The following is a 19,976-nucleotide window of genomic DNA, read 5'->3' on the forward strand; positions in this document are numbered from 1 at the left end:
CTAGTTCTTGGGGGCGACTGCCGGGTGCGAGCCGGTCGTCGGAGCCGGTGAGCGCCGCGGCAGGGGCCGTGACAGACGGGGCCGGGAGGCCAGCGGCTCGGCGGCAGCGTCGGGATCCGGTGCGGTCGCCGGGCGCGGCGCGGGCCCGCCGTCGTGCGCGGGAGGTGATGCAGGGACGCCGGAGGGCGGCCCCGCGTCCGGGGTGCGGGGGGAGGCGAGGGCGGCAGCCGCACGGGCCGCGCGCCGCTCGGCCCAGACGGCCCGGACCTGCTCGCGGAGGGTCCCCTCGCCCCAGCGCGCCAGCGCCCAGATCCCCACGGCTCCCGCCGCGAGCGCCGCGAGGCCCCCGGCCAGCACAGCCCAGCGGGTGCCGACCGCATTCGCGAGCCAGCCCACGAGCGGGGCGCCGATCGGCGTGCCGCCCTGGATCACCGCCATGTACAGGGCGAGGACGCGGCCCCGGTACTGGGGCTTTGTGGTGAGCTGCACGATCGTGTTGGCGCTGTTGAGGAAGGTCAGCGCCGTGACGCCGACGAACACGAGGACCACGGCGTACGAGACGTAGCCGGGCATGGCGGCCGCGACGATCGTGGAGACGCCGAGCCCCACCGCGGCACCCACAAGGAGTGTGAGCCGGGGCTGCTTCCGGCGCGCCGCCAGGAGCGCGCCCCCGAGCGTGCCGATGGCCTGGATGGAGCCGAGGAGGCCATAGGCGTCGGCGCCGGTGTGGAACACGTCGGCCGCCATGAGCGCGTTGGTGACCTGGAAGTTGAGCGTGAAGGTGCCCACGAGCCCGGCCATCACCAGGATGAGCAGGATGCGCGGCTCGGTGCGCACGTAGCGCACCCCGGCGATGATCTGGCCCTTGCCCCGCGCCAGCGGCGGCGTGCGGTGCAGGAGGTCCACCCGCAGGCGGGTGAGCGAGAACAGGACGCCGAGGAAGGTCGCAGCGTTGAGCATGAACACCCAGCCTGTGCCGATGAGGCCGATCAGCACGCCGGCGACCCCGGGCCCCGCGAGACGCGCGAGGTTGAAGGACGCCGAGTTGAGCGCCACGGCGTTGGGCACGTCGGCCCGGCCCACGAGCTCCGAGACGAAGGCCTGGCGCGGCGGGGCGTCGAAGGCGCTGGCCACGCCGAGCAGCAGCGCGATCGCGTAGATGTGCCAGAGCTGGGCCACGCCGGTGAGCACGAGGACGCCCTGCACGAGCGCGAGCAGCCCCATCGCGGTCTGCGTGGCGAGGAGGAGCTTGCGCTTGTCGAGGCGGTCGCCGAGGAGGCCCGCGTAGGGGCCGAGGAGGAGGATCGGCAGGAACTGCAGGCCCGTGGTGATGCCCACGGCAGCGCCGTCATGGTTGGTGAGCTGGGTCAGGACGAGCCAGTCCTGGGCCACGCGCTGCATCCAGGTCCCCACATTGGAGACCAGGGCGCCGGCTGCCCAGAGGCGGTAGTTGGGATGCTGGAGTGCGCGGAACATGCTGCTCATCGGGCGGTCATCTCCAGCAGCAGTTCGGCCGCGCGGTGCAGGGCGGCCTGGTCCCCGGGCGGGAGGGCGTCGAGGCGGCTCGCGAGCCAGGCGGACCGCAGGCGCCGGGACTCCTCGAGGACCGCCCGGCCGGCATCGGTGAGTCCGACGACGACGAGCCGCCCGTCCGTCGGGTGTTCCGTGCGCCCGACGAGCCCGCTGTCGCACAGGTGGTTCACGGTGCGCGTCATGCTCGGCGCCTGCACATGCTCGATGTCGGCCAGCTGGCGCATCGTGAGCGGCCCGCGCTTCCCCAGGACGGACAGCACCGAGTTCTGGCCGGGGCTCACCACATCGCTGGTCGCCTGCGTGCGCAGGATGCGGGAGGTGCGCATGACGGCGACGCGCAGCTCCGCGGCGAGCTCGAGGATGTCGGGAGATGCAGAGGTGGCCGGTTCAACGTCGGCAAGGTTCGGGGGAGTCATCGATACTTAGCTTAGCTCATTACCCGCGCTAAGGATATGATCGCGGTCACCCCACGACGATGTGGGGGCCACCCCCGGAGTCCACGCGAGGTGACTCCCAGGAGGTGACCGCCAGAAGGTGACTTTCAGATGGTCAGGCGATGACGGAGTCGACGAGCGCCTTCGCCTCGGCCTGCACCTGCTTGAGGTGGTCGGCGCCCTTGAACGATTCCGCGTAGATCTTGTACACGTCCTCGGTGCCGGACGGGCGGGCGGCGAACCACGCGTGCTCGGTCGTGACCTTCAGCCCGCCGATCTTCGCGCCGTTCCCGGGCGCCTCCGTGAGCTTGGCGGTGATGGGCTCGCCGGCGAGCTCGGTGGCCGTGACATCGCCCGCGGACAGCTTGCCGAGCTTCGCCTTCTGCTCCCGGGTCGCCGCGGCGTCGATCCTCGCGTACGACGGCGAGCCGTACTTCGCGGTCAGCTCGCCGTAGAGCTCGCTCGGCGACTTCCCCGTCACGGCCCTGATCTCCGAGGCCAGGAGGTTCAGGAGGATGCCGTCCTTGTCTGTGGTCCAGACGCCACCGTCCCGCTTGACGAAGCTCGCCCCCGCCGACTCCTCGCCGCCGAACGCGCCCTGGCCGGAGAGCAGGCCCGGCACGAACCACTTGAAGCCGACCGGCACCTCGACGAGCTTCTTCCCGAGCCCCTCGGCCACGCGGTCGATCATGGACGAGCTGACGAGGGTCTTGCCGACCACCGTGTCCGGGCGCCAGCCGGTGCGGTGGCGGTAGAGGTAGTCGATGGCCACCGAAAGGTAGTGGTTCGGGTTCATGAGCCCGCCGTCGGGGGTGACGATGCCGTGCCGGTCGGCGTCCGCGTCGTTGCCCGTGGCGATGTCGTAGCCCGCGCCCTGGGAGACCTTCTGGATGAGCGAGGCCATGGCGAACGGCGACGAGCAGTCCATGCGGATCTTCTCGTCCCAGTCCAGCGTCATGAAGGCCCACTGCGGATCCACGGTCGGGTTCACCACGGTCAGGTCGAGGTGGTGGCGCTCGCCGATCTCGCCCCAGTAGTCCACCGAGGCCCCTCCCATCGGGTCCGCGCCGATGCGCACGCCGGCGTTGCGGATCGCCTCGATGTCCAGCACGAGGGGCAGGTCGTCGACGTAGGAGGAGAGGAAGTCGAACTGGCCGGTGGAGTCCGCGGCGAGCGCGTCGGCGAGCTGGATGCGCCGCACGCCCGCGAGGTCCGCCTCGAGGAGCTCGTTGGCGCGGTTGGCGATCCAGCCGGTCGCGTCGGTGTCCGCGGGGCCGCCGTGCGGCGGGTTGTACTTGAAGCCGCCGTCCGAGGGCGGGTTGTGGCTCGGGGTCACCACGATCCCGTCCGCCCGGCCCGGGTCGTCCTCGGCGCGGCCGGCGTTGTACTTGAGGATCGCGTGGCTCGCGGACGGGGTCGGAGTGTAGCCGTGGCGCGCGTCGACGAGGACCTGCACGCCGTTCGCGGCGAGGACCTCGAGCGCCGTGTTGGTCGCGGGCTCGGAAAGGGCGTGGGTGTCCTTCGCGAGGAACAGGGGGCCCTGGATGCCCTGCCCGGCGCGGTACTCCACGATCGCCTGGGTGATCGCGGCGATGTGCTTCTCGTTGAACGAGGCCTTGAGGCTCGAGCCGCGGTGGCCGGACGTCCCGAAGGCCACACGCTGGCCCGGGTCGCTCAGGTCCGGCGACACGTCGTAGTACGCGTCGAGGAGCGCGGTGATGTCCACGAGGTCACTGGGGAGGGCTACGGTGCCTGCTCGGTTCGCCATGTGCCTAGCTTTGCAGAGAAGGCCGACAAAGGGTGGCGACTCGGTGAAGATTTCGCCCCGTCTCCCGCGCGGGGGGACTACTGCCCCTCGGCGAGGACCTTTTCCGCCAGCTGCCGCAGGGGGCCCCGCAGCGTGGCGTCGGGGACCTCGAAGCGTTCGCGCCCGAACCGCAGGGTCCACTGGAAGGCGTCCCGGACATGCGGGGCGGCCGACGGCTCCGGCGCTTCGGGCAGCCGCCCCCGCTCGCTGCGCGCCTGGCGGTACAGGGTGGCCCACTCGGCGTCGGCGGGCTCCCGCGCCCCACGCACCCTGAACTCGACCCGGCCGCGGCGCGGGATGCCGGCGACGCCGCCCGAGCGGATGACCTCGACCCTCATCGCCCCTCCTGGCGTCCTGGCCCCGGCCTCCTCCTCGGAGCCGGGGCGCCGTTCCCGGTGAGCCGTACCGTGATCCCGACGCCGCGCCATCCGGCGCGCACGGCCTTCTCCTCCGCGGACTCGCGTCCGAACAGCGTCCGGGCCACACGCACAGTCTCCCGTGCGAATCCGCGGAAGTCGACATCGAGGGGGAGCCTGCCGCGCGCGCCGGTCTCGAGCCAGACGCGGCCCGCCCGCTCCCACGCGTGGCCGCCGAGCGCCGCGGCGGCAAGGTAGAAGGCCCGGTTGGGGATGCCGGAGTTCAGGTGGACGCCTCCGTTGTCCTCGCGGGTGCGCACATACCCGTCCATGTGGTCCGGCTGCGGGTCCCGGCCCAGGACCGGGTCGTCGTAGGCGGTGCCGGGCGCCTTCAGGGACCGGACCCCCGCCCCCGCGATGCCGGGCAGGAAGATCCCCGGCCCCACGATCCACGTCGCCGTCTCGACGGTGTCCCCGCGCGAGAACTGGTCCACGAGCACGCCGAACACATCCGCGAAGGACTCATTGAGGGCCCCGGACTGTCCCTCGTAGGCCAGGGCCGTGGTGTGCTGCAGCAGGCCGTGGCCCAGCTCGTGCGCGATGATGCTCAGCGATCCAGTGAAGGAGCCGAACACCTTTCCGTCGCCGTCCCCGAAGACCATGCGCGACCCGTCCCAGAACGCGTTGTCGTAGCCCACCCCGTAGTGGACGGTGCCTTCGAGGGGGAGCCCCGCGCCGTCGACGCTCGACCGGCCGAGGACCTGCTCGAGGAACCGGTAGGTCTCACCGAACCCGTCGTAGGCCCGGTTGACGTCCGCATCCGCCACCGGGTGCTGTCCCTCCTTGCGCACGAGGCGCCCGGGGAGGTCTTCACCGGCCTCCGCGTCACTGATCTCGCGGTGGAGCGTCCCCGGGGCGACGCGCAGGCCGCGCTGGTCCTCCCGCGGACGCACCCGGCGCCGCTCGCGGAGGCGGGCGTCCTCGAGCAGCGTCCGGCGCGCGAGCTCGGCGACGGCCTCGAGGCCGCGCACGTCCGCCGCGGATCCATGGGCCGGGCCCTCCCCCGAGAGCGCCCGGGCCCGCCGTTCGCCAAAGCCCGCGAGGCGCTCGAGCAGGTACGGTGGCACCGCGCCCTGATGGCCCGGGCGGCTGGTCGTTGCTGCTGGGCACGTGCTGGACATCGTCGGTCCCCTTCCGCTGCGAGATGCGCCCAGGATGGCACCGGGCACCGACAGTTCTCGGACCCCTCCGAGCGGGTCCGGCGGGTACGCTGGGACCAGGGACCAGGGACCAGGGACCAGGCACGGAGTCGGGGAGGGGCATCGATGTCGGATCAGCCGGAGCGCCGGGACGAGGACGCACCGCAGGAGGGGCAGCCGGACACGGCAGGCGCCGCAGACGACGGGCGCGCCGAGCGCCCCCGCTACACCCCGCCGTCGTACGTCCCCCCGATCACCCTGGACAAGGACCGCGGCAACCCCACCGAGCCGATTCCCTCCAACCCCACCGAGCCGCTCCCGCCGGGTGCACCGCCCCGCCCGGGAACGCCCGAACAGCCAGCAGCCCTCCCCACACCCGGCTACCAGCCCCCCGGCTTCGGAGCGTCCGCCCACCAGCCGCCGGCCCATCAGGGGCCCGCCTATCAGAACGCCCCCCACACCGGCCCCGCCTATCCCGGCGCCGCCTACCCTCCCGGAGCCGCCTACCCTCCCGGGGCCTATCCGGGCCAGGGCTACGCCGCCCAGCCCTACCCGGGCTCGCCCGGCCAGCCGTACTACGCCGCCCAGGCGCCGCGCGGGCTGAGCATCGCCGCGATGGTGTGCGGCATCTCCGTGTTCGTGGGCTTCGGCTTCCTCGTGCTGCCGCAGATCGCCGCCGTGGTCCTGGGGCACCTCGGCCTCGCCCGGGAACCCGCAGGCCGCGGCATGGCGCTCGCCGGCCTCATCATGGGCTACGTCGGCATCGCGCTGACGCTCGCGTTCCTCGCGTTCTTCATCCTCGTGCTCAGCATGGCCCCGGCCCGCTCCAACTACTGACCGCGGCCCGGCTGACCCGCCCCCCGAGGCCCGGGGGCGGGCACGTGGAGCAACCGCGCCACCTGCAGCAGCAGCCCCTCCGCACCGGGTTTCCCCACGGCCTGCACGCCCATCGGCAGACCGGCCTCGGTCCAGTGCGTCGTCGCCACCACGGCCGGCAGCCCGCACACGTTCACCCAGGAGGACCAGGGAGCGAACTCGCACTGGCGGCGGTAGTCGTCGTCGGCCGTCCTGCGCCACTCGGCGCCGGCGAACCAGCCCACCGGCCGCGGCGTCTGGGCCAGCGCAGGGGACAGGAGGATGTCCCACTCGGAGAGCTCAGCCAGCATGTCGCGCTCGAACTGGCGCAGGAAGGCCAGCGCCTCGTCCAGCTTCGCCGGGGAGCGCTGCTGCGCCCGGCGGCGGAAGGAACGAGTGAGCGGGGTCAGGAGCGGCTCCCTCTCGGGGCGGATCCTCGCGGTCCCGACCCCCGCCGTCCACGCGGCGGTGAAGGCGTCCGGGTAGCGGTTGTCGAACCGCGGGTCGGCCTCGGCCACGAGGTGCCCGGCCGCAGCCAGCGCCTCCGCTCCCCGGCGCAGCGCCTCAAGCGCCTCGGGCTCGGGCTCGACTCGGTAGCGCCCGTCCCACGGGCTCGACAGCCCCACCGCGACCCTGAGACGCCCCGGTTCGCGCACGACGGCGTCCGCGAACGTCCCGGTGTGCCGGCCGTGGTGCGGGTGGTCGCCTCCCGCTGGCCCTGCGGGGTGGGTCCCGGCAACGAGCGCGTCGAGGAGCAGCGCGGCGTCCTCCGCGGAGCGCGCGAGCGGGCCCGCCACGACGAGCCGCGCGGCGTCCCCCGCGCTCTGCCCCGCCGGGATGAGCCCGCGGCCGGCCTTGAGCCCCACGATCCCGCACGCCGCGGCGGGGATGCGCACGGACCCGCCGCCGTCGGACCCGGGGGCGAGGGGCACGAGGCCCGCGGCGACGGCCGCGGCCGAGCCGCCGGAGGACCCGCCGGAGCTGAGGGCGGGGCCGTGCGGGTTGCGCGACGCGGGCGCGATCCGGTTCTCCGAATAGGCCGTGAGCCCGAATTCGGGCACCTGGGTCTTGCCCAGGGACACGACTCCGGCCGAGCGCAGGAGGGCCACGACGGGGGAGTCCTCGGGCGCGGGCCGGGCGTCGAGGGCCGCCGAACCGTGGGTCGTCGGCACCCCGGCGACATCGGCCAGGTCCTTGAACGCGGTCGGCATCCCGTGCAGCGGCGGCAGCTCGCCGAGGCGTCCCGAGCGGGCGAGGCGCGCGTGCAGCGCGTCGGCGGCAGCAGCGGCGTCGTGCGCCTGCTGGGCGGTAACGGTCACGAAGGCGCCGAGGAGGCGGTTGTGCGCCTCGATCCGGGACAGGAAGTGCGCCGCGGCCTCGCGGGCCGAGAGCTCGCCGGAACGGAGCGCGTCGCGGAGGGCCACGGCGCCCAGAGCCCCGATCCCGGCGTCGACTGTCACCGGGCCACTATAGGCTGGAGGAACAAGCATCTCCGGAGGGGAAGAATGTCTGATTTCGAGACCGTCCGCGTCGAGGCCCTCCCCGCGGGCGGCATCCTGCTCGACGTGCGCGAGGACTACGAGTGGGAGGCCGGCCACGCCGAGGGCGCCGTGCACATCCCGCTCGAGCAGCTGCCGGCGCGGCTCGACGAGCTGGACCCGGACGACAACCTGCTCGTCATCTGTCGCACTGGCGGCCGCTCGGCCCGGGCCACCCAGTGGCTCGTCGCGAACGGCTACTCGGCGGTCAACGTGGCCGGCGGCATGGACGCGTGGCTCACCGCGGGCCGGCCGCTCGTGGCCGAGAACGGCCAGCCTCCCACGGTGCTCTGAGCCGTGCGGTACACCTTCCTGGGTCCCGAGGGGACCTTCACCGAGGCCGCCCTCCTCAAGGTCCCCGGCGCCCGCGAGGCGGCGCGCGTGCCCGCCACCACCGTCAACGCTGCCCTCGACGCCGTCCGGGCTGGCACCGCGGACGCCGCCATGGTCCCGATCGAGAACTCGGTCGAGGGCGGGGTCACCGCGACCCTCGACGCGATCGCCACCGGCCCCGAGCTGCGCATCGTGCGCGAGGAGGTCGTGCCCATCACGTTCGTGCTCGTCGCCCGGCCCGGCACGCGGGCCGCTGACGTGCGGCGCATCTCCACCCACGGCCACGCGTGGGCGCAGTGCCGGGGCTGGGCTGCGGCGAACGCGCCCGACGCCGTCCACCTCGCCGCGAGCTCGACCGCGGCCGGGGCGCTGGCCCTCCTCGACCCCGCCTCCCGCCCGGGCGACGCCGCGATCTGCGCGCCCATCGTGGCCGAGGAACACCCCGAGCTCGAAGTCCTCGCCACCGACATCGGCGACAACCCCGGAGCGGTCACGCGCTTCGTCCTCGTCTCCAGCCCGGGCCCTCTGCCGCCGCGCACGGGGGCGGACAAGACGTCCGTGGCCGTGCCGCTGCCCGAGGACCGGGCCGGGGCGCTCATGGAGATCCTCGAGCAGTTCGCCGCCCGCGGCGTGAACCTCTCCCGCATCGAGTCCCGGCCCACCGGTCGGTACCTCGGGCACTACTTCTTCTCGATCGACGTGGACGGGCACATCCAGGACGCCCGCATCGCGGATGCGCTCGCGGGCCTCCACCGCATCAGCCCGCAGATCCGCTTCCTCGGCTCCTACCCGCGGGCCGACGGCGCGCGGCCGGTCGTGCGCGACCATGTCACCGACCATGCCTTCGCCTCCGCGCGCGGCTGGGTCGACGCGATCCTCGACGGCGAGCCCGATGGCTGAGGGCGCCGCGAGGACGGGCGGGGGCGAGGCGCGCTTCCTGGCCGCCTACTTCGGGCGCATCGGCTATGCGGGGGCTGCCGCCCCGACGCTCGCGAACATCGCAGCCGTCCACGCCCACCACACACGCGCCATACCGTTCGAGAACCTCTCGCCTGCCACCGGGGCGCCCGTCGACATCACGGACGAGGGCATCGAGGGCGTCCTCGTGGCGCGCCGCCGCGGAGGCTACTGCTTCCAGCACGCGGGCCTGCTCTCCCGCGCCCTCGCGGCGATGGGCGCGCGCGGCGTCGAGAACCACCTGGGCCGGGTCTACTGGGGCCGCGAGCCGGGGACCGGGGCGCCCGCCCGCACGCACCAGGCCACCGTGGTCGAGGCCGAGGGAGCCCGCTACCTGGTCGACGCCGGCTTCGGCGGGTTCAATCCCTCGGGCCTCCTCCCGCTCGGGCTCGCCGCGGAGGAGTCCGCGGTCGCGACGCCGCTCGGGACCTTCCGCGCGGTCGACGTCGCCGCGGCCGGCCTGCCTGCGGGCGACACGGCCGGCGTCGACCTCATGGTCCAGGCACGGCTGGGGGAGCGCTGGGCCAACCTGTACGGGGTCGGCCTCGGCGCCCACGCCCCGGCCGACTTCCAGGTCGCCAACTGGTACGTCTCGACCTCGGCCGTCCCGCCGTTCACGCGCTCGCTCATGTTCTCGATCCGCACCGAGACCGAGCGGATCACCCTGGCCAACCTCGAGCTCGGGGTGCGCACGTACACGCCCGATGGGGCGTCCGCCGCCAGCCGGCGCACTCTCGGCAGCGCCGACGAGCTCCGCGAGGCCGCCCGCGAGCTGTTCCGCATCGAGGACGCCGACCTGGACTGGGGCAGGGCTTTCAGGGTGGCTGCCCAGGCCCAGGCCTAGCCCCAGCCCAGGTGGGCCGGCCCGCGCGAGGCGGCAGGGCGGCGTCGTGCGTCAGGCCACGCGCACGAGCAGGCTCGAGGGGCGCACCTCGACGTCGACCCGCGTCGCGGACCCGACCACGTCGCCGTCCACCTGCGCCTGGATCGGCTCCGGGACGCGGATGGCCACCCTGTGCGCGCCGTAGAACTGCATGACCGGCAGCTGCCGCTTGTGCTGGACCATGATCTTCACGTACATCGCGATCCAGCCGATGAGGCTGCGGGGGCTCATGACGGCGACGTCGAGCACGCCGTCGTCGATGAACGAGTCCGGGATGAAGTCCACCCCGCCGGGCAGCTTCGAGCAGTTCGCGAAGAGGACGCTGCGGACCCGGCGGGTCTGGAAGTCGGCGCCGTCGAGCGAGATCTCGACGCGGCGGCGGCGCTGGCCCGGCATGTGCCGGATGCCCGCCTCCGTGTACGCCATCCAGCCGACCACCCGCTTGAGGTCCTCGCTCGTGTCATTGAGGATCTCGGCGTCCATGCCCACGCCCGCGATCACCAGGAACGTGTGCGTGGACCGGGTGCCGTCGGGCGCCGTGAGGACCAGGGCCGCCGTGTCGATGCGCCGCTGCCGGCCGAAGACCGCCGTGTGGACGCACTGCGCGAGCCGGGTGACGTCCAGGTCGAGGTTGCGGGCCAGGAGGTTGCCGGTCCCGAGGGGGACGAGCCCGAGGGCGGTGTCCGTGCCGGCCAGCACCTCGGCGACCACGCGCACCGTCCCGTCCCCGCCGCAGGGGATCACGACGTCGGCCCCCGCCTCGAGCGCGCGGCGCGCCGCGGTGTAGCCCGGATCGGCCTTGGTGGTGTGGAAGACGAGCGGCTCCGGCCAGCCCGCGCCCCGGCACGCGGCCTCGATGAGCATCCGTGCCTCGTCGGCACGCTCCTTGATGGGGTTGAGCACCACGGCGACCTGCTGCGGGCCCGCCGGCGGCGGCCCTGCGGACTCGGCCATGGCGCTGCGGGCGTGCTGCTCCTTGAGCCGGCGTACGCCCCACCAGCTGGCGACCGCAACGCCGCCAGCGGCGGTTACGGCACCCGCAATGATCCACCCGCGCATGATGCTCTCACTCTATCCCGCCCTGCTGGCGCCCCGATCCGCCCGCAGCGCCCGCTAGTCTTGGACTCGTGATCGACGTCAAGGACCTTACTGAGAATCCGGACAAGTACCGTGCGAGCCAGCGCGCCCGCGGGGCGGACGAGGCGCTCGTCGACTCGATCATCGCCGCCGACGTGCGGCGCCGCGCGTCGCTGACCGAGTACGAGATGCTGCGCGCCCAGCAGAACGTGTTCGGCAAGAAGGTCGCCGCCGCCAAGGGCGAGGAGAAGCAGGCCATCCTGGCCGAGGTCAGGGACCTCGCGCAGAAGGTCAAGGCCGCGCAGGCCTCCGCCGAGGAGGCGCAGGGCGAGATGGACCAGCTCATGCGCGTCGTGCCGAACCTCATCGTCGAGGGCATCCCGGCCGGCGGCGAGGACGACTACGCCGTGGTCAAGACCGTCGGCACGCCCCGCGACTTCGCGGCCGAGGGCTTCGAGCCGCGCGACCACCTCGAGATCGGCGAGCTCCTCGGCGCGATCGACATGGAGCGCGGCGCCAAGGTCTCCGGCTCGCGCTTCTACTTCCTGCGCGGCGTCGGGGCCCGGCTCGAGCTCGCCCTCCTGCAGATGGCCATGGACCAGGCCGTCCAGAACGGGTTCATCCCCATGATCACCCCCACCCTCGTGCGCCCGGAGACGATGCAGGGCACCGGCTTCGACGTGGCCCACGACGCCGAGATCTACCGCCTCGCCGAGGACGACCTCTACCTCACGGGAACCTCCGAGGTGGCCCTCGCCGGCTACCATGCCGATGAGATCCTCGACCTCGCCGGCGGCCCGATCCGCTACGCCGGCTGGTCCTCCTGCTACCGGCGCGAGGCCGGCTCGCACGGCAAGGACACCCGCGGCATCATCCGGGTGCACCAGTTCAACAAGGTCGAGATGTTCATCTACTGCCCGCCGGAGGAGGCCGAGGCCGAGCACGCCCGGCTCCTCGCGTGGGAGGAGGAGATGCTCGCCAAGGTCGAGCTGCCCTACCGCGTCATCGACACCGCCGCGGGAGACCTCGGCATGAGCGCGGCGCGCAAGTTCGACTGCGAGGCCTGGGTCCCCACCCAGGGCCGGTACCGCGAGCTGACCTCGACCTCGAACTGCACGGGCTTCCAGGCCCGCCGGCTCAACATCCGTGAGCGCGTGCTCGACGCCGAGGGCGCTTCCCGTGGGACGCGCGCCGTCGCGACCCTCAACGGCACCCTCGCGACGACACGCTGGATCGTGGCCATCCTCGAGCACCACCAGAACGCCGACGGCTCCGTGAACGTGCCGGCGGCCCTGCGCCCCTACCTCGGCGGCCTCGAGGTCCTCCCCGTCCTGTAGCGAGCCCGCCGCTGCCTTCAGCGGACGACGGCGGGTGCCCGCCCGCCGTCGTGCGCCGTCACCCGCCGCGGTCCGCGCCTTCTGGCACCAGCGCCCTGCGTTTCGGTCAACGCCCCGGTCTCTTCCCCCGGGCCTTGACCGAAGCGCAGGGTTCTTTCGCCGAGGTGCGGCCGGGGTTGTCCACATACGCTCCCACGGACCTCCGGGGCGCGGCTGGGGACGCTGTGCTGGTGCCGTGAGATTTCCCCAGATTGCCTTCGCCAGCTCCCTCTCGGCCGTGACGGGCCGCACCCCACGTCGGCTCGCTCGCGCGTATGCTGCGGGCGCCCTCGTCCGGTTGCGCCGAGGCGTCTACGTCGGCATCGACGAGTGGTTCGCCGGGACGGCGGCGGACCGCTACGCGATGACGACGGCGTCGCTCGCCGTCGGCGGCAACGCACCGGTGCTGTGCCGCGAGACCGCACTGCTCGCCTGGGGTCTGGAGCTCCCGAGCATGCCCAGCCACGTCCGCTACCGCACCGACCGCCGCGCGGCCGTGGGCGGGGGTCCTCCGCCGGCGCTCTACGGGAACCGCGAGTCGGCCGAACGCCTGTGGCAGGCGCGGACGCGCGAACGGCCCGGACCCCTCCCGCTGGGGTTTCCCGATGCGAAGCACCTGGGCTTCCCCGCGGCGGCCGCGGTCCCCCTCTATCTGCCCCACCTGGACCTCACGCTGCCCCTCGAGCCCTTCGACGAGGCCTTCGTGGACGCGGTGCCGAGGCTCAGCTTCGCCGAGGGCCTGGTCTTCGCGGACGCGGTGCTCGCCCGTCGGCCCGGTCTGAAGGTCACCCGGACGCTCGAGGATCTCCGGCGGCTGTGCGCCGCGATGGACAACCGGGCTGCGCAGGCTCGCCTGAACCAGGTCCTGGACCTAGCATCGGCGGCGTCGGAATCCGTGGGGGAATCCCTCAGCCGCGCCCTGATGTGGGAACTGGGGTTCGAGATGCCCACGCTCCAGGTCTGGATCACCAAGGACGGGCGGCGCATCGCCCGTGTGGACTACCGCTGGGCGCAGATCCGGCTCGTGGGAGAGTTCGACGGCCTGCAGAAGTACTTCCGGTCCCAGAAGCTCAGCGGGAAGTCGGCCTCGCAGGTGGTCGTCGAGGAGAAGCTGCGCGAGGACGAGATCCGCTCGACGGGGGAGCGCGTGGTGCGCTGGGTGTGGGCAGACCTTCTGGAGCCGGCCCGCTTCGCCGCGATCCTGCACCGCGCCGGTGTGCCGCGGCGCGCGGCGCCGCGGGCGGCCTGGCGCTGAGTGCCACTGCCAGAATGCCCTGCGTTTCGGTCACAGCCCCGGTCCCTTCCCGGGGGCGCTGACCGAAAGGGAGGGCGATTCGGGGCCGGCGGAGGGGGGGCCCACCGTCGTGAGTTCACCCCGATTTCATACCGCGTGTGTCATGAGTCCTACGGCATCCACAGGCCGGGGTGCTTAACTAGTACGCATGACTACAACGCTGAATGCTGGCATCGATGACCAGCGCACTGCCCTCAACCGCAAGCTCATCGGCCTCGACGTGGACGGGACCCTCGTCGACCACTACGGCCACATGTCCCCTGCCATCCGCGAGCTCGGCGCCGCGGTCGTCCAGGCCGGCCACGAGGTCGTGGTCGCCACCGGCCGCTCCCTCGGGGCCACGCTCCCCGTCGTGGAGCTGCTCGGGGTAGACCACGGGTACGCCGTCTGCAGCAACGGCGGCGTGACGGTGCAGATCCACGCGGGCGCCAACGGCGGGTACACCGTCATCGACCGGCGCTCCTTCGACCCGGCCCCGGCGCTGAAGGCCCTGCGCCACCGCCTCCCGAACGCGAAGTACGCCCTCGAGGACATCGAGGGGAACTTCCTCTCCACCGAGCGCTTCCAGGACGCGAGCTTCGGCGTCGAGGCCACCGGCGTCACCTTCGAGGAGCTCCTCGAGGCAGAGGCGGTCCGGCTCGTCGTCTTCTCCACCGACTCGACCGCGGAGGAGTTCGGCACCGCGGTGCAGTCGATCGGCCTGCACGGCGTCACCTACTCGGTCGGCTGGACCGCGTGGCTGGACATCGCGGCCCAGGGCGTGACCAAGGCCAGCGGCCTCGAGAATGTGCGCGAGCTGCTCGGCGTCGACCGTGCCCACACGGTCGCGATCGGCGACGGCCGCAACGACATCGAGATGCTCCAGTGGGCCGGCCGCGGCGTCGCCATGGGCCAGGCCCCGGCCGAGGTGAAGGCCGCCGCCGACGAGGTCACCGCGACCGTCGAGGAGGACGGCGCCGCCGCTGTGCTGCGCTCGCTCCTCTAGCTCCGCCCGCTCGCCGAGCGCAGCTCGCTCCTGGGGCGCGCGCCGTCCGCGAGCCACAGGAGCCGGGCAGCCGCGGGCCGTGCGGCCCACTCCTCGGGCCAGTGCGCCCGGGCGATCGCCTTGGACACCGCCTGCGTGGTGATCCCGAGCGCCTCGGCCACCGCCCTCTGCTGCCCCCGCACCCCGGGCGTGAGGAGGTCGAGGACCCGCCATTCGGCCGCGGTGCGCTTCGCCACCGCCAGTCCGATCAGACGGAGGACCCCCTCGGCGTCCCGCGCGAGCTCCGGGTCCGGCCCCGCCACGGCGATCGCCGGCCCGTCGCCGCTCGTCTGCGCGCGTTCGACGGCGCGCCGCGAGTGCACGAGTGCCTCGCCCCGGACCTCCGCGACCCCGAGCGGCAGCGGCTCGTCGAGACGCCCGACGCCGATTCCCACGTTCCAGCGCACGTCGCCACACACGTCAGGCCGGAGCGCGGTGAGGGCGGCGTCGACCACCGCGCCGGGCTCGGCGAAGACTGCCTGGGCCTCGTCGCCCACGGTCCGGTCGAACGGCACCTCCGGCCGCAGCCGGGCGAGGGCCCTGAGCAGCTCCGGGACACGGTCGCCCGGGCCGCGGTCGCGCTGGTTGATCGTGACCGTGTACATGGCGTCAGCCTAGTGGCGCGGCGCACCGGCGCCGCGGAAGGCGCGGACGCCGGAGGCGACGGCTCCGGAACGACGCGGAGGTGGCTCCCCAACGCTGGTTGAGGAGCCACCTCCGCGGCCTCGGGGAGTCACGTACGCGCCCCGGCGAGGGCTCACGCACGCGAGGAGGCCCTAGTGCCCCTGGGCCTCGAAACGCTTGATCGAGGCCTCGAGCTCGGCCTCGGCCGCCGCGCGGTCGTCCCAGCCGGCCGGCTTGACCCACTTGCCCGGCTCGAGGTCCTTGTACCGGGTGAAGAAGTGCTCGATCTCCTTGATGAGGAACTCGTCGAGGTCGGACGCCTCCTGGATGTGGTCGAAGCGCTTGTCCGCCGGGACGCACACGAGCTTGGCGTCGCCGCCGGACTCGTCCTCCATGTTGAAGATCGCGATCGGGCGCGCCTCCATGACGATGCCCGGGAACAGGTCCACGTCCGGGTACCAGACGAGAGCGTCGAGCGGGTCGCCGTCCTCGCCGAGGGTGTCCTCGAAGTAGCCGTAGTGCGTCGGGTACTGCATCGAGGTGAAGAGGACGCGGTCCAGGCGGACGCGGCCGGTCTCGTGGTCCACCTCGTACTTCACGCGCGAGCCGCGCGGGATCTCGATCGTGACATCGTGCTTCATGGGTGCTCCTTGCATGGCCCGAGGGGCCGGACGGCATCGTTCACGGCGGCCGCCGATGCCCGCGCGTGAGGGCCGGGCCACGGCGGCGACTACCATGAAGGATATCTGCCTTGGGGCCCTCGCTCCCCGTATCGAGGCCACACCTGCACCCGAGGACGGAGCCCTCCATGACTTCCGAGCGCGGCCGCCGCACGCCCTGGGGCGGCGCGTGGGCGCTCGTGGCCTGCGCCGTCGTCCTGGCAGTCGCGGTCGCCGCCGCGCTGCTGGCCACGGGCGCCGCGACCCGTGCGCGGGGGAAACTGTTCCCGGCCCCGACGCCCGCCGCGACGACCCCCGCATGGCTCGCCCCGCCGTCGTCCGTCCCCACGCTCGAGGGGGCCGCGGCGCTCTCCGCCGCCGCCTCGCAGCCCGCGCCCGCTGTCCTCGCCAAGGAGCTGGAGGACAGGCTCAAGCCCGCCGGGGACACCGTCAGCGCCACCGTGCTCGACGGCCTCACGGGCCAGACCCTCTACTCGCGGTCCGGCACGGAGGGGCACGTGCCGGCGTCGAACCTCAAGCTCCTCACGGCCGCCGCCGCCCTCACCACCCTGGGTCCCGACGCGACGCTCGCCACGAAGGCGGTGCGCGGAGCGGACCCGGGCACGGTGGTGCTCGTGGGCGGCGGGGACGTCATGCTCGGCTCCGGGTCATCCCAGCCGGGAGCCGTGATGGGCCGGGCCGGGATGGCGACGCTCGCGGAACGGACCGCCGCCGCCCTCCTCCAGGGCGCCGCGCCGTCCGCGCACGACGCCGGGGGGCCGCCCCGCGCGTCCGCCCCGCCGGCGGCGCCGCTCCCCGCCACGGTCACGGTCCGCCTCGACGACACCCTGTTCACCGGGCCGTCCCTCAACCCGGCGTGGGACCCCGAGGACGTCGCCGCCGGGGAGATGGCCCCCCTCTACGCCCTCGCCCTCAACGCCGGCCGCAGCGCCCCCGGCGCCGGCGGCCCGCGCCCGCAGGACTCGGCGATGGACGCCGCCACGGCGTTCAGGGCCGAGCTCGCCAAGGACCTCGCGGCCTCGGGCGTGAAGGTCGCGGACGGGGTCGAGCGCGGCGCCGCCCCCGCCGCTGCGCCCCAGCTCGCCGCCGTGGAGAGCGCCCCGATCGCCGACCAGCTCGGATACGCCCTGCGGGAGTCGGACAACTACGCGGCGGAGGCCCTCGGCCGCCTCGCCTCGCACGCCGCGGGCGGGCCGGCCAGCAACGACGGCGCGGTGGCCGCGCTGAAGGCCGCGGCCACCCGGGTCCTGGGCAGCGCCGACGGCTTCCAGCTCTCCGACGCGTGCGGGCTCGCGATCGCGGACCGGGCGGCCCCGGCAGCCCTCGCCGGCCTCGTCCGTGCCATGGCCCTCGGCCCCGACCCCCGCCTGCGGGCGGCCCTCGACGGCCTGCCCGTCGCCGGGCTCGACGGCACGCTCGCCGGACGGTTCGGCGGGGCAGCGGCGGGAGGGGCCGGCGTCGTGCGGGCCAAGACCGGCACCCTGAACACGGTGGCGGCGCTCAGCGGCTACGCCGTGGACGCCGACGGGCGCCTGCTCGTGTTCTCGGTCCTCGCCAACGGCCTCGACCCGGCCAAGCGCCAGCCGGTCCTCGCGGCCATCGACAACGCGGTCGCTGCACTCGCCGGCTGCGGCTGCAGAGGCTGATCGCCCGCCGCGAACCCCGGGCGGCCCCGGGCGGAATGTCAGCTGCGTGTGGTCGAATGGTGCCATGGATGCCCCGCAGATGGCCGGCCGACTGATCAACTGGGACCTCGCCGCCTCGACGGCGGCCCGGCTCACGCCTCCGGGCCCGGCGCTGAGCGCGGCCGAGGCCAGGGACGCGGTGGAGAGCCTGCGCCGGCTGGCGGACGCGTCCGTGCCCCACGTCCACCGCATCACCGGCCTCGCCGTGGCCGAGGACCTCCGCGATTCACAGCTGCTGGTCGTCGACCGGGCCTCGTGGGCCAAGGCGAACGCCCAGGGCTTCGAGGTCATGATGGCCCCGGTCCTCGCGCACCTCGTGGAGAAGAAGGCCAGCGAGCTCACGCCCGCCGCGGCCCGCGTGGGCGGCGCGATCACCGGCGCCCAGCTCGGCGCGATCCTCGCCTACCTCGCGAGCCGGGTCCTCGGCCAGTACGAGCCCTTCGCGGCCCTCGCGCCCGGGTCCACCGTCCCGCCGGCGGGCCGGCTGCTGCTCGTGGCCCCCAACATCGTCCACGTCGAGCGGGAGCTCGCGGTCGACCCGGAGGACTTCCGGATGTGGGTGTGCCTCCACGAGCAGACTCACCGCGTCCAGTTCGCCGCCGCGCCCTGGCTGCGCGGGCACATGACCGAGCAGATCGGCAAGCTCAGCGAGAGCCTCGTGGGCAACGTGGACAGCATCATGGAGCGGGCGACGGCGGCGGCGAAGTCCCTGCGCGACCGCACCGGCGCGTCGGCGAACCTGCCCAGCAAGGGCGCCATCCTGGACCTGCTCCAGGATCCCGAGGAGCGCGCGGCGATCTCCCACCTCACCGCCGTCATGAGCCTTCTCGAGGGGCACGCGAACGTGGTCATGGACGCCGTGGACGCCTCCGTGGTGCCGAGCGTGCGCACCATCCGCCAGCGCTTCCAGGCCCGCAACGAGAACCGCGGCCCGATCGAGACATTCGTGCGCCGCTTCCTGGGGCTCGAGGCGAAGATGCGCCAGTACACGGACGGCCAGGAGTTCGTCCGCCACGTCGTCGACACCGTCGGGATGGCCGGATTCAACCGGGTGTGGGAGGCCGCCGAGCACCTTCCCACCGAGGAGGAGATCCACGATCCCGGGGCGTGGATCGCCCGGATGGGGCTGTGAGCCCCGAGGGCCCCGGCGGAGACGGCCCCGCCTGGGACCCCTCCCGCGACGAGGCCTCCCCAGCGCGGCGCCGGCTGCACCCGGCCGTGGGCGCCGCCCGCAACGCCGTCAGGTCCGCCCTCGAGGAGGCCGGCTGGCCGCCCGTGGTCCTCGTCGCCTGTTCCGGCGGCCCCGACTCGCTCGCGCTCGCCGCGGCGGTGGCGCACTTCGCGCGCCGGGGCAGCGTCCGCGCCCCCGGCAGCGGCAGCCGCCCGCTGCGCGCTAGCGCCGTCGTCGTCGACCACCAGCTGCAGGAGGGCTCCGGCGAGGTCGCGCGCACGACGGCGGCCGTGCTGGCCGGGCTCGGCCTCTCGCCCGTGCGGGTGGTCCCCGTCGAGGTGCGGGCCGAGGGGGAGGGGCCGGAGGCCGCCGCGCGCACCGCGCGGCACGCCGCGCTCACCGAGCAGGCCCTCGACCTCGGGGCCGGTGCCGTGCTGCTCGGCCACACGCTCGACGACCAGGCGGAGCAGGTGCTCCTGGGCCTCGCCCGGGGCTCCGGGCCGCGGGCCCTCGGCGCCATGCGGCCCGTCCGTGGCCTCTTCGTGCGGCCGTTCCTCGGCCTGCGCCGGGCGGAGACCCTCAGCATCTGCGCGGCCGAGGGGCTCGCGCCCTGGTTCGACCCCACCAACGAGGACCCGCGGTTCATGCGCTCCCGCGTGCGCGCCTCGATCATGCCCTTCCTCGAGGCCGAGCTCGGGCCTGGCGTGGCCGAGGCGCTCTCCCGCACCGCCGCGCTCCTGGGCGCCGACGCGGACTTCCTCGATGCCCACGCCCGGAGCGCCTACCAATCCCTCGCGGAGGTCGTGGCCCCCGCACCGCCGCCCGCGGAGGCGACTGACGGCGGGACCCGGCCGCGCGCCGTCGTGCTCCCCGGCGAGGCGCTCCGCGAGCTGCCGCCGGCGATCCGCGGGCGCGTCATCGCCCTCGCCGTGGCCGAGCTGGGCGGCGAGGCGACGTACGAGAGGCTCCGGGCCGTCGAGCGGCTCCTCGACCGGCGCGGCTCGGCCGGCCCCGTCGAGGTCCCCGGACACGTGAGCGCCTACCGTCGGACCGCGTCCAGCGGTGCGGCGGGCAGCGGAGGAATCAGTCCCGGCGTACCCGGGGCGCTAGTCTTGGTATCGCACCGCTGAACCCAGCGGCCTCGCGCCCC

Annotated in this window: 19 protein-coding genes; 10 read left to right on the forward strand and 9 right to left on the reverse strand. The window is 74.0% G+C overall.

Annotation, left to right across the window (positions count from 1 at the left end; translation table 11 throughout):
* From J2W20_RS12025 to J2W20_RS12045, 5 genes are all read right to left on the reverse strand, one after another.
* Nucleotides 1-1,485, reverse strand: coding sequence for an MFS transporter (locus J2W20_RS12025; RefSeq protein WP_307006864.1), 1,485 nt, complete (start codon nt 1,483-1,485; stop codon nt 1-3).
* A complete protein-coding gene (locus tag J2W20_RS12030) occupies nt 1,482-1,949 on the reverse strand; it encodes a MarR family winged helix-turn-helix transcriptional regulator (RefSeq protein WP_307006866.1) in 468 nt (155 codons plus the stop codon). Before J2W20_RS12030 ends, J2W20_RS12025 begins: the two co-directional genes overlap by 4 nt.
* A gap of 133 nt (nt 1,950-2,082) precedes the next feature.
* Nucleotides 2,083-3,735, reverse strand: a complete 1,653-nt coding sequence (gene pgm / locus J2W20_RS12035) for a phosphoglucomutase (alpha-D-glucose-1,6-bisphosphate-dependent) (protein ID WP_307006868.1) — start codon at nt 3,733-3,735, stop codon at nt 2,083-2,085.
* A 77-nt stretch (nt 3,736-3,812) separates the two neighbouring features.
* Entirely contained in the window at nt 3,813-4,112 is a 300-nt protein-coding gene (locus tag J2W20_RS12040) for a protealysin inhibitor emfourin (protein ID WP_307006869.1), read from the reverse strand.
* Nucleotides 4,109-5,311, reverse strand: coding sequence for a M4 family metallopeptidase (locus tag J2W20_RS12045; RefSeq protein WP_310077337.1), 1,203 nt, complete (start codon nt 5,309-5,311; stop codon nt 4,109-4,111). Before J2W20_RS12045 ends, J2W20_RS12040 begins: the two co-directional genes overlap by 4 nt.
* 144 nt (nt 5,312-5,455) lie before the next feature.
* On the opposite strand from J2W20_RS12045, the gene J2W20_RS12050 reads away from it, so the two are divergent.
* Entirely contained in the window at nt 5,456-6,166 is a 711-nt protein-coding gene (locus J2W20_RS12050) for a DUF4190 domain-containing protein (protein WP_307006872.1), read from the forward strand.
* On the opposite strand, the gene J2W20_RS12055 is transcribed toward J2W20_RS12050, so the two are convergent.
* Complete coding sequence (locus J2W20_RS12055) at nt 6,160-7,674, reverse strand: amidase (RefSeq protein WP_373458007.1); 1,515 nt, start codon at nt 7,672-7,674, stop codon at nt 6,160-6,162. The two genes, J2W20_RS12050 and J2W20_RS12055, sit on opposite strands and share 7 nt — an antisense overlap.
* Nucleotides 7,675-7,689: 15 nt before the next feature.
* Here J2W20_RS12055 and J2W20_RS12060 point away from each other — a divergent pair, with 15 nt between their 5' ends.
* From J2W20_RS12060 to J2W20_RS12070, 3 genes are read left to right on the forward strand one after another with little or no spacing between them, the layout of a single operon-like run.
* Nucleotides 7,690-8,016, forward strand: coding sequence for a rhodanese-like domain-containing protein (locus J2W20_RS12060; RefSeq protein ID WP_307006875.1), 327 nt, complete (start codon nt 7,690-7,692; stop codon nt 8,014-8,016).
* Nucleotides 8,017-8,019: 3 nt separating this feature from the next.
* Nucleotides 8,020-8,955 (forward strand): prephenate dehydratase, encoded by a 936-nt coding sequence (gene pheA / locus J2W20_RS12065; RefSeq protein ID WP_307006876.1) that lies wholly within the window; start codon nt 8,020-8,022, stop codon nt 8,953-8,955.
* Nucleotides 8,948-9,856 carry an arylamine N-acetyltransferase family protein gene (locus J2W20_RS12070; protein WP_307006877.1) on the forward strand — a complete coding sequence of 303 codons (909 nt, stop codon included), beginning with the start codon at nt 8,948-8,950 and terminating at the stop codon, nt 9,854-9,856. Before pheA ends, J2W20_RS12070 begins: the two co-directional genes overlap by 8 nt.
* Nucleotides 9,857-9,907: 51 nt before the next feature.
* Here J2W20_RS12070 and J2W20_RS12075 read toward each other — a convergent pair whose 3' ends face one another.
* Nucleotides 9,908-10,954, reverse strand: a complete 1,047-nt coding sequence (locus tag J2W20_RS12075; RefSeq protein WP_307006878.1) for a diacylglycerol/lipid kinase family protein — start codon at nt 10,952-10,954, stop codon at nt 9,908-9,910.
* 68 nt (nt 10,955-11,022) lie between these two features.
* On the opposite strand from J2W20_RS12075, the gene serS reads away from it, so the two are divergent.
* The 3 genes from serS (at nt 11,023) to J2W20_RS12090 (ending at nt 14,627) form a co-directional block, all read left to right on the forward strand.
* A complete protein-coding gene (gene serS / locus J2W20_RS12080; RefSeq protein ID WP_307006879.1) occupies nt 11,023-12,309 on the forward strand; it encodes a serine--tRNA ligase in 1,287 nt (428 codons plus the stop codon).
* A gap of 235 nt (nt 12,310-12,544) precedes the next feature.
* Nucleotides 12,545-13,603, forward strand: a complete 1,059-nt coding sequence (locus J2W20_RS12085; protein ID WP_307006880.1) for a hypothetical protein — start codon at nt 12,545-12,547, stop codon at nt 13,601-13,603.
* Nucleotides 13,604-13,790: 187 nt separating this feature from the next.
* The gene (locus J2W20_RS12090; RefSeq protein WP_307006881.1) at nt 13,791-14,627 is read left to right on the forward strand and encodes an HAD family hydrolase; all 837 of its coding nucleotides are present in this window, start codon (nt 13,791-13,793) and stop codon (nt 14,625-14,627) included.
* Here J2W20_RS12090 and J2W20_RS12095 read toward each other — a convergent pair.
* The gene (locus J2W20_RS12095; RefSeq protein WP_307006883.1) at nt 14,624-15,271 is read right to left on the reverse strand and encodes a hypothetical protein; all 648 of its coding nucleotides are present in this window, start codon (nt 15,269-15,271) and stop codon (nt 14,624-14,626) included. The two genes, J2W20_RS12090 and J2W20_RS12095, sit on opposite strands and share 4 nt — an antisense overlap.
* Nucleotides 15,272-15,442: 171 nt before the next feature.
* The gene (locus J2W20_RS12100) at nt 15,443-15,931 is read right to left on the reverse strand and encodes an inorganic diphosphatase (protein WP_307006884.1); all 489 of its coding nucleotides are present in this window, start codon (nt 15,929-15,931) and stop codon (nt 15,443-15,445) included.
* Nucleotides 15,932-16,098: 167 nt separating this feature from the next.
* On the opposite strand from J2W20_RS12100, the gene dacB reads away from it, so the two are divergent.
* From dacB to tilS, 3 genes are all read left to right on the forward strand, one after another.
* Nucleotides 16,099-17,616: a D-alanyl-D-alanine carboxypeptidase/D-alanyl-D-alanine endopeptidase gene (dacB, locus tag J2W20_RS12105; RefSeq protein ID WP_307006885.1), complete on the forward strand. Its 1,518-nt coding sequence runs from the start codon at nt 16,099-16,101 to the stop codon at nt 17,614-17,616.
* Between the two features lie 64 nt (nt 17,617-17,680).
* A complete protein-coding gene (locus J2W20_RS12110) occupies nt 17,681-18,787 on the forward strand; it encodes a zinc-dependent metalloprotease (RefSeq protein ID WP_307006886.1) in 1,107 nt (368 codons plus the stop codon).
* An 86-nt stretch (nt 18,788-18,873) separates the two neighbouring features.
* Nucleotides 18,874-19,956, forward strand: a complete 1,083-nt coding sequence (tilS, locus tag J2W20_RS12115) for a tRNA lysidine(34) synthetase TilS (protein ID WP_307007054.1) — start codon at nt 18,874-18,876, stop codon at nt 19,954-19,956.
* Nucleotides 19,957-19,976: the final 20 nt, after the last annotated feature.

It is taken from the genome of Sinomonas atrocyanea (genome assembly GCF_030812675.1).
GTDB classification, from domain to species: domain Bacteria; phylum Actinomycetota; class Actinomycetes; order Actinomycetales; family Micrococcaceae; genus Sinomonas; species Sinomonas atrocyanea_B.

Coding starts and splice junctions, on each gene's coding strand:
- J2W20_RS12025 (WP_307006864.1), bottom strand. CDS start 1,485: ATGAGCAGCATGTTCCGCGCACTCCAGCATCCCAACTACCGCCTCTGG.
- J2W20_RS12030 (WP_307006866.1), bottom strand. CDS start 1,949: ATGACTCCCCCGAACCTTGCCGACGTTGAACCGGCCACCTCTGCATCT.
- pgm (WP_307006868.1), bottom strand. CDS start 3,735: ATGGCGAACCGAGCAGGCACCGTAGCCCTCCCCAGTGACCTCGTGGAC.
- J2W20_RS12040 (WP_307006869.1), bottom strand. CDS start 4,112: ATGAGGGTCGAGGTCATCCGCTCGGGCGGCGTCGCCGGCATCCCGCGC.
- J2W20_RS12045 (WP_310077337.1), bottom strand. CDS start 5,311: ATGTCCAGCACGTGCCCAGCAGCAACGACCAGCCGCCCGGGCCATCAG.
- J2W20_RS12050 (WP_307006872.1), top strand. CDS start 5,456: ATGTCGGATCAGCCGGAGCGCCGGGACGAGGACGCACCGCAGGAGGGG.
- J2W20_RS12055 (WP_373458007.1), bottom strand. CDS start 7,674: ATGCTTGTTCCTCCAGCCTATAGTGGCCCGGTGACAGTCGACGCCGGG.
- J2W20_RS12060 (WP_307006875.1), top strand. CDS start 7,690: ATGTCTGATTTCGAGACCGTCCGCGTCGAGGCCCTCCCCGCGGGCGGC.
- J2W20_RS12070 (WP_307006877.1), top strand. CDS start 8,948: ATGGCTGAGGGCGCCGCGAGGACGGGCGGGGGCGAGGCGCGCTTCCTG.
- J2W20_RS12075 (WP_307006878.1), bottom strand. CDS start 10,954: ATGCGCGGGTGGATCATTGCGGGTGCCGTAACCGCCGCTGGCGGCGTT.
- J2W20_RS12090 (WP_307006881.1), top strand. CDS start 13,791: ATGACTACAACGCTGAATGCTGGCATCGATGACCAGCGCACTGCCCTC.
- J2W20_RS12095 (WP_307006883.1), bottom strand. CDS start 15,271: ATGTACACGGTCACGATCAACCAGCGCGACCGCGGCCCGGGCGACCGT.
- J2W20_RS12100 (WP_307006884.1), bottom strand. CDS start 15,931: ATGAAGCACGATGTCACGATCGAGATCCCGCGCGGCTCGCGCGTGAAG.
- dacB (WP_307006885.1), top strand. CDS start 16,099: ATGACTTCCGAGCGCGGCCGCCGCACGCCCTGGGGCGGCGCGTGGGCG.
- J2W20_RS12110 (WP_307006886.1), top strand. CDS start 17,681: ATGGATGCCCCGCAGATGGCCGGCCGACTGATCAACTGGGACCTCGCC.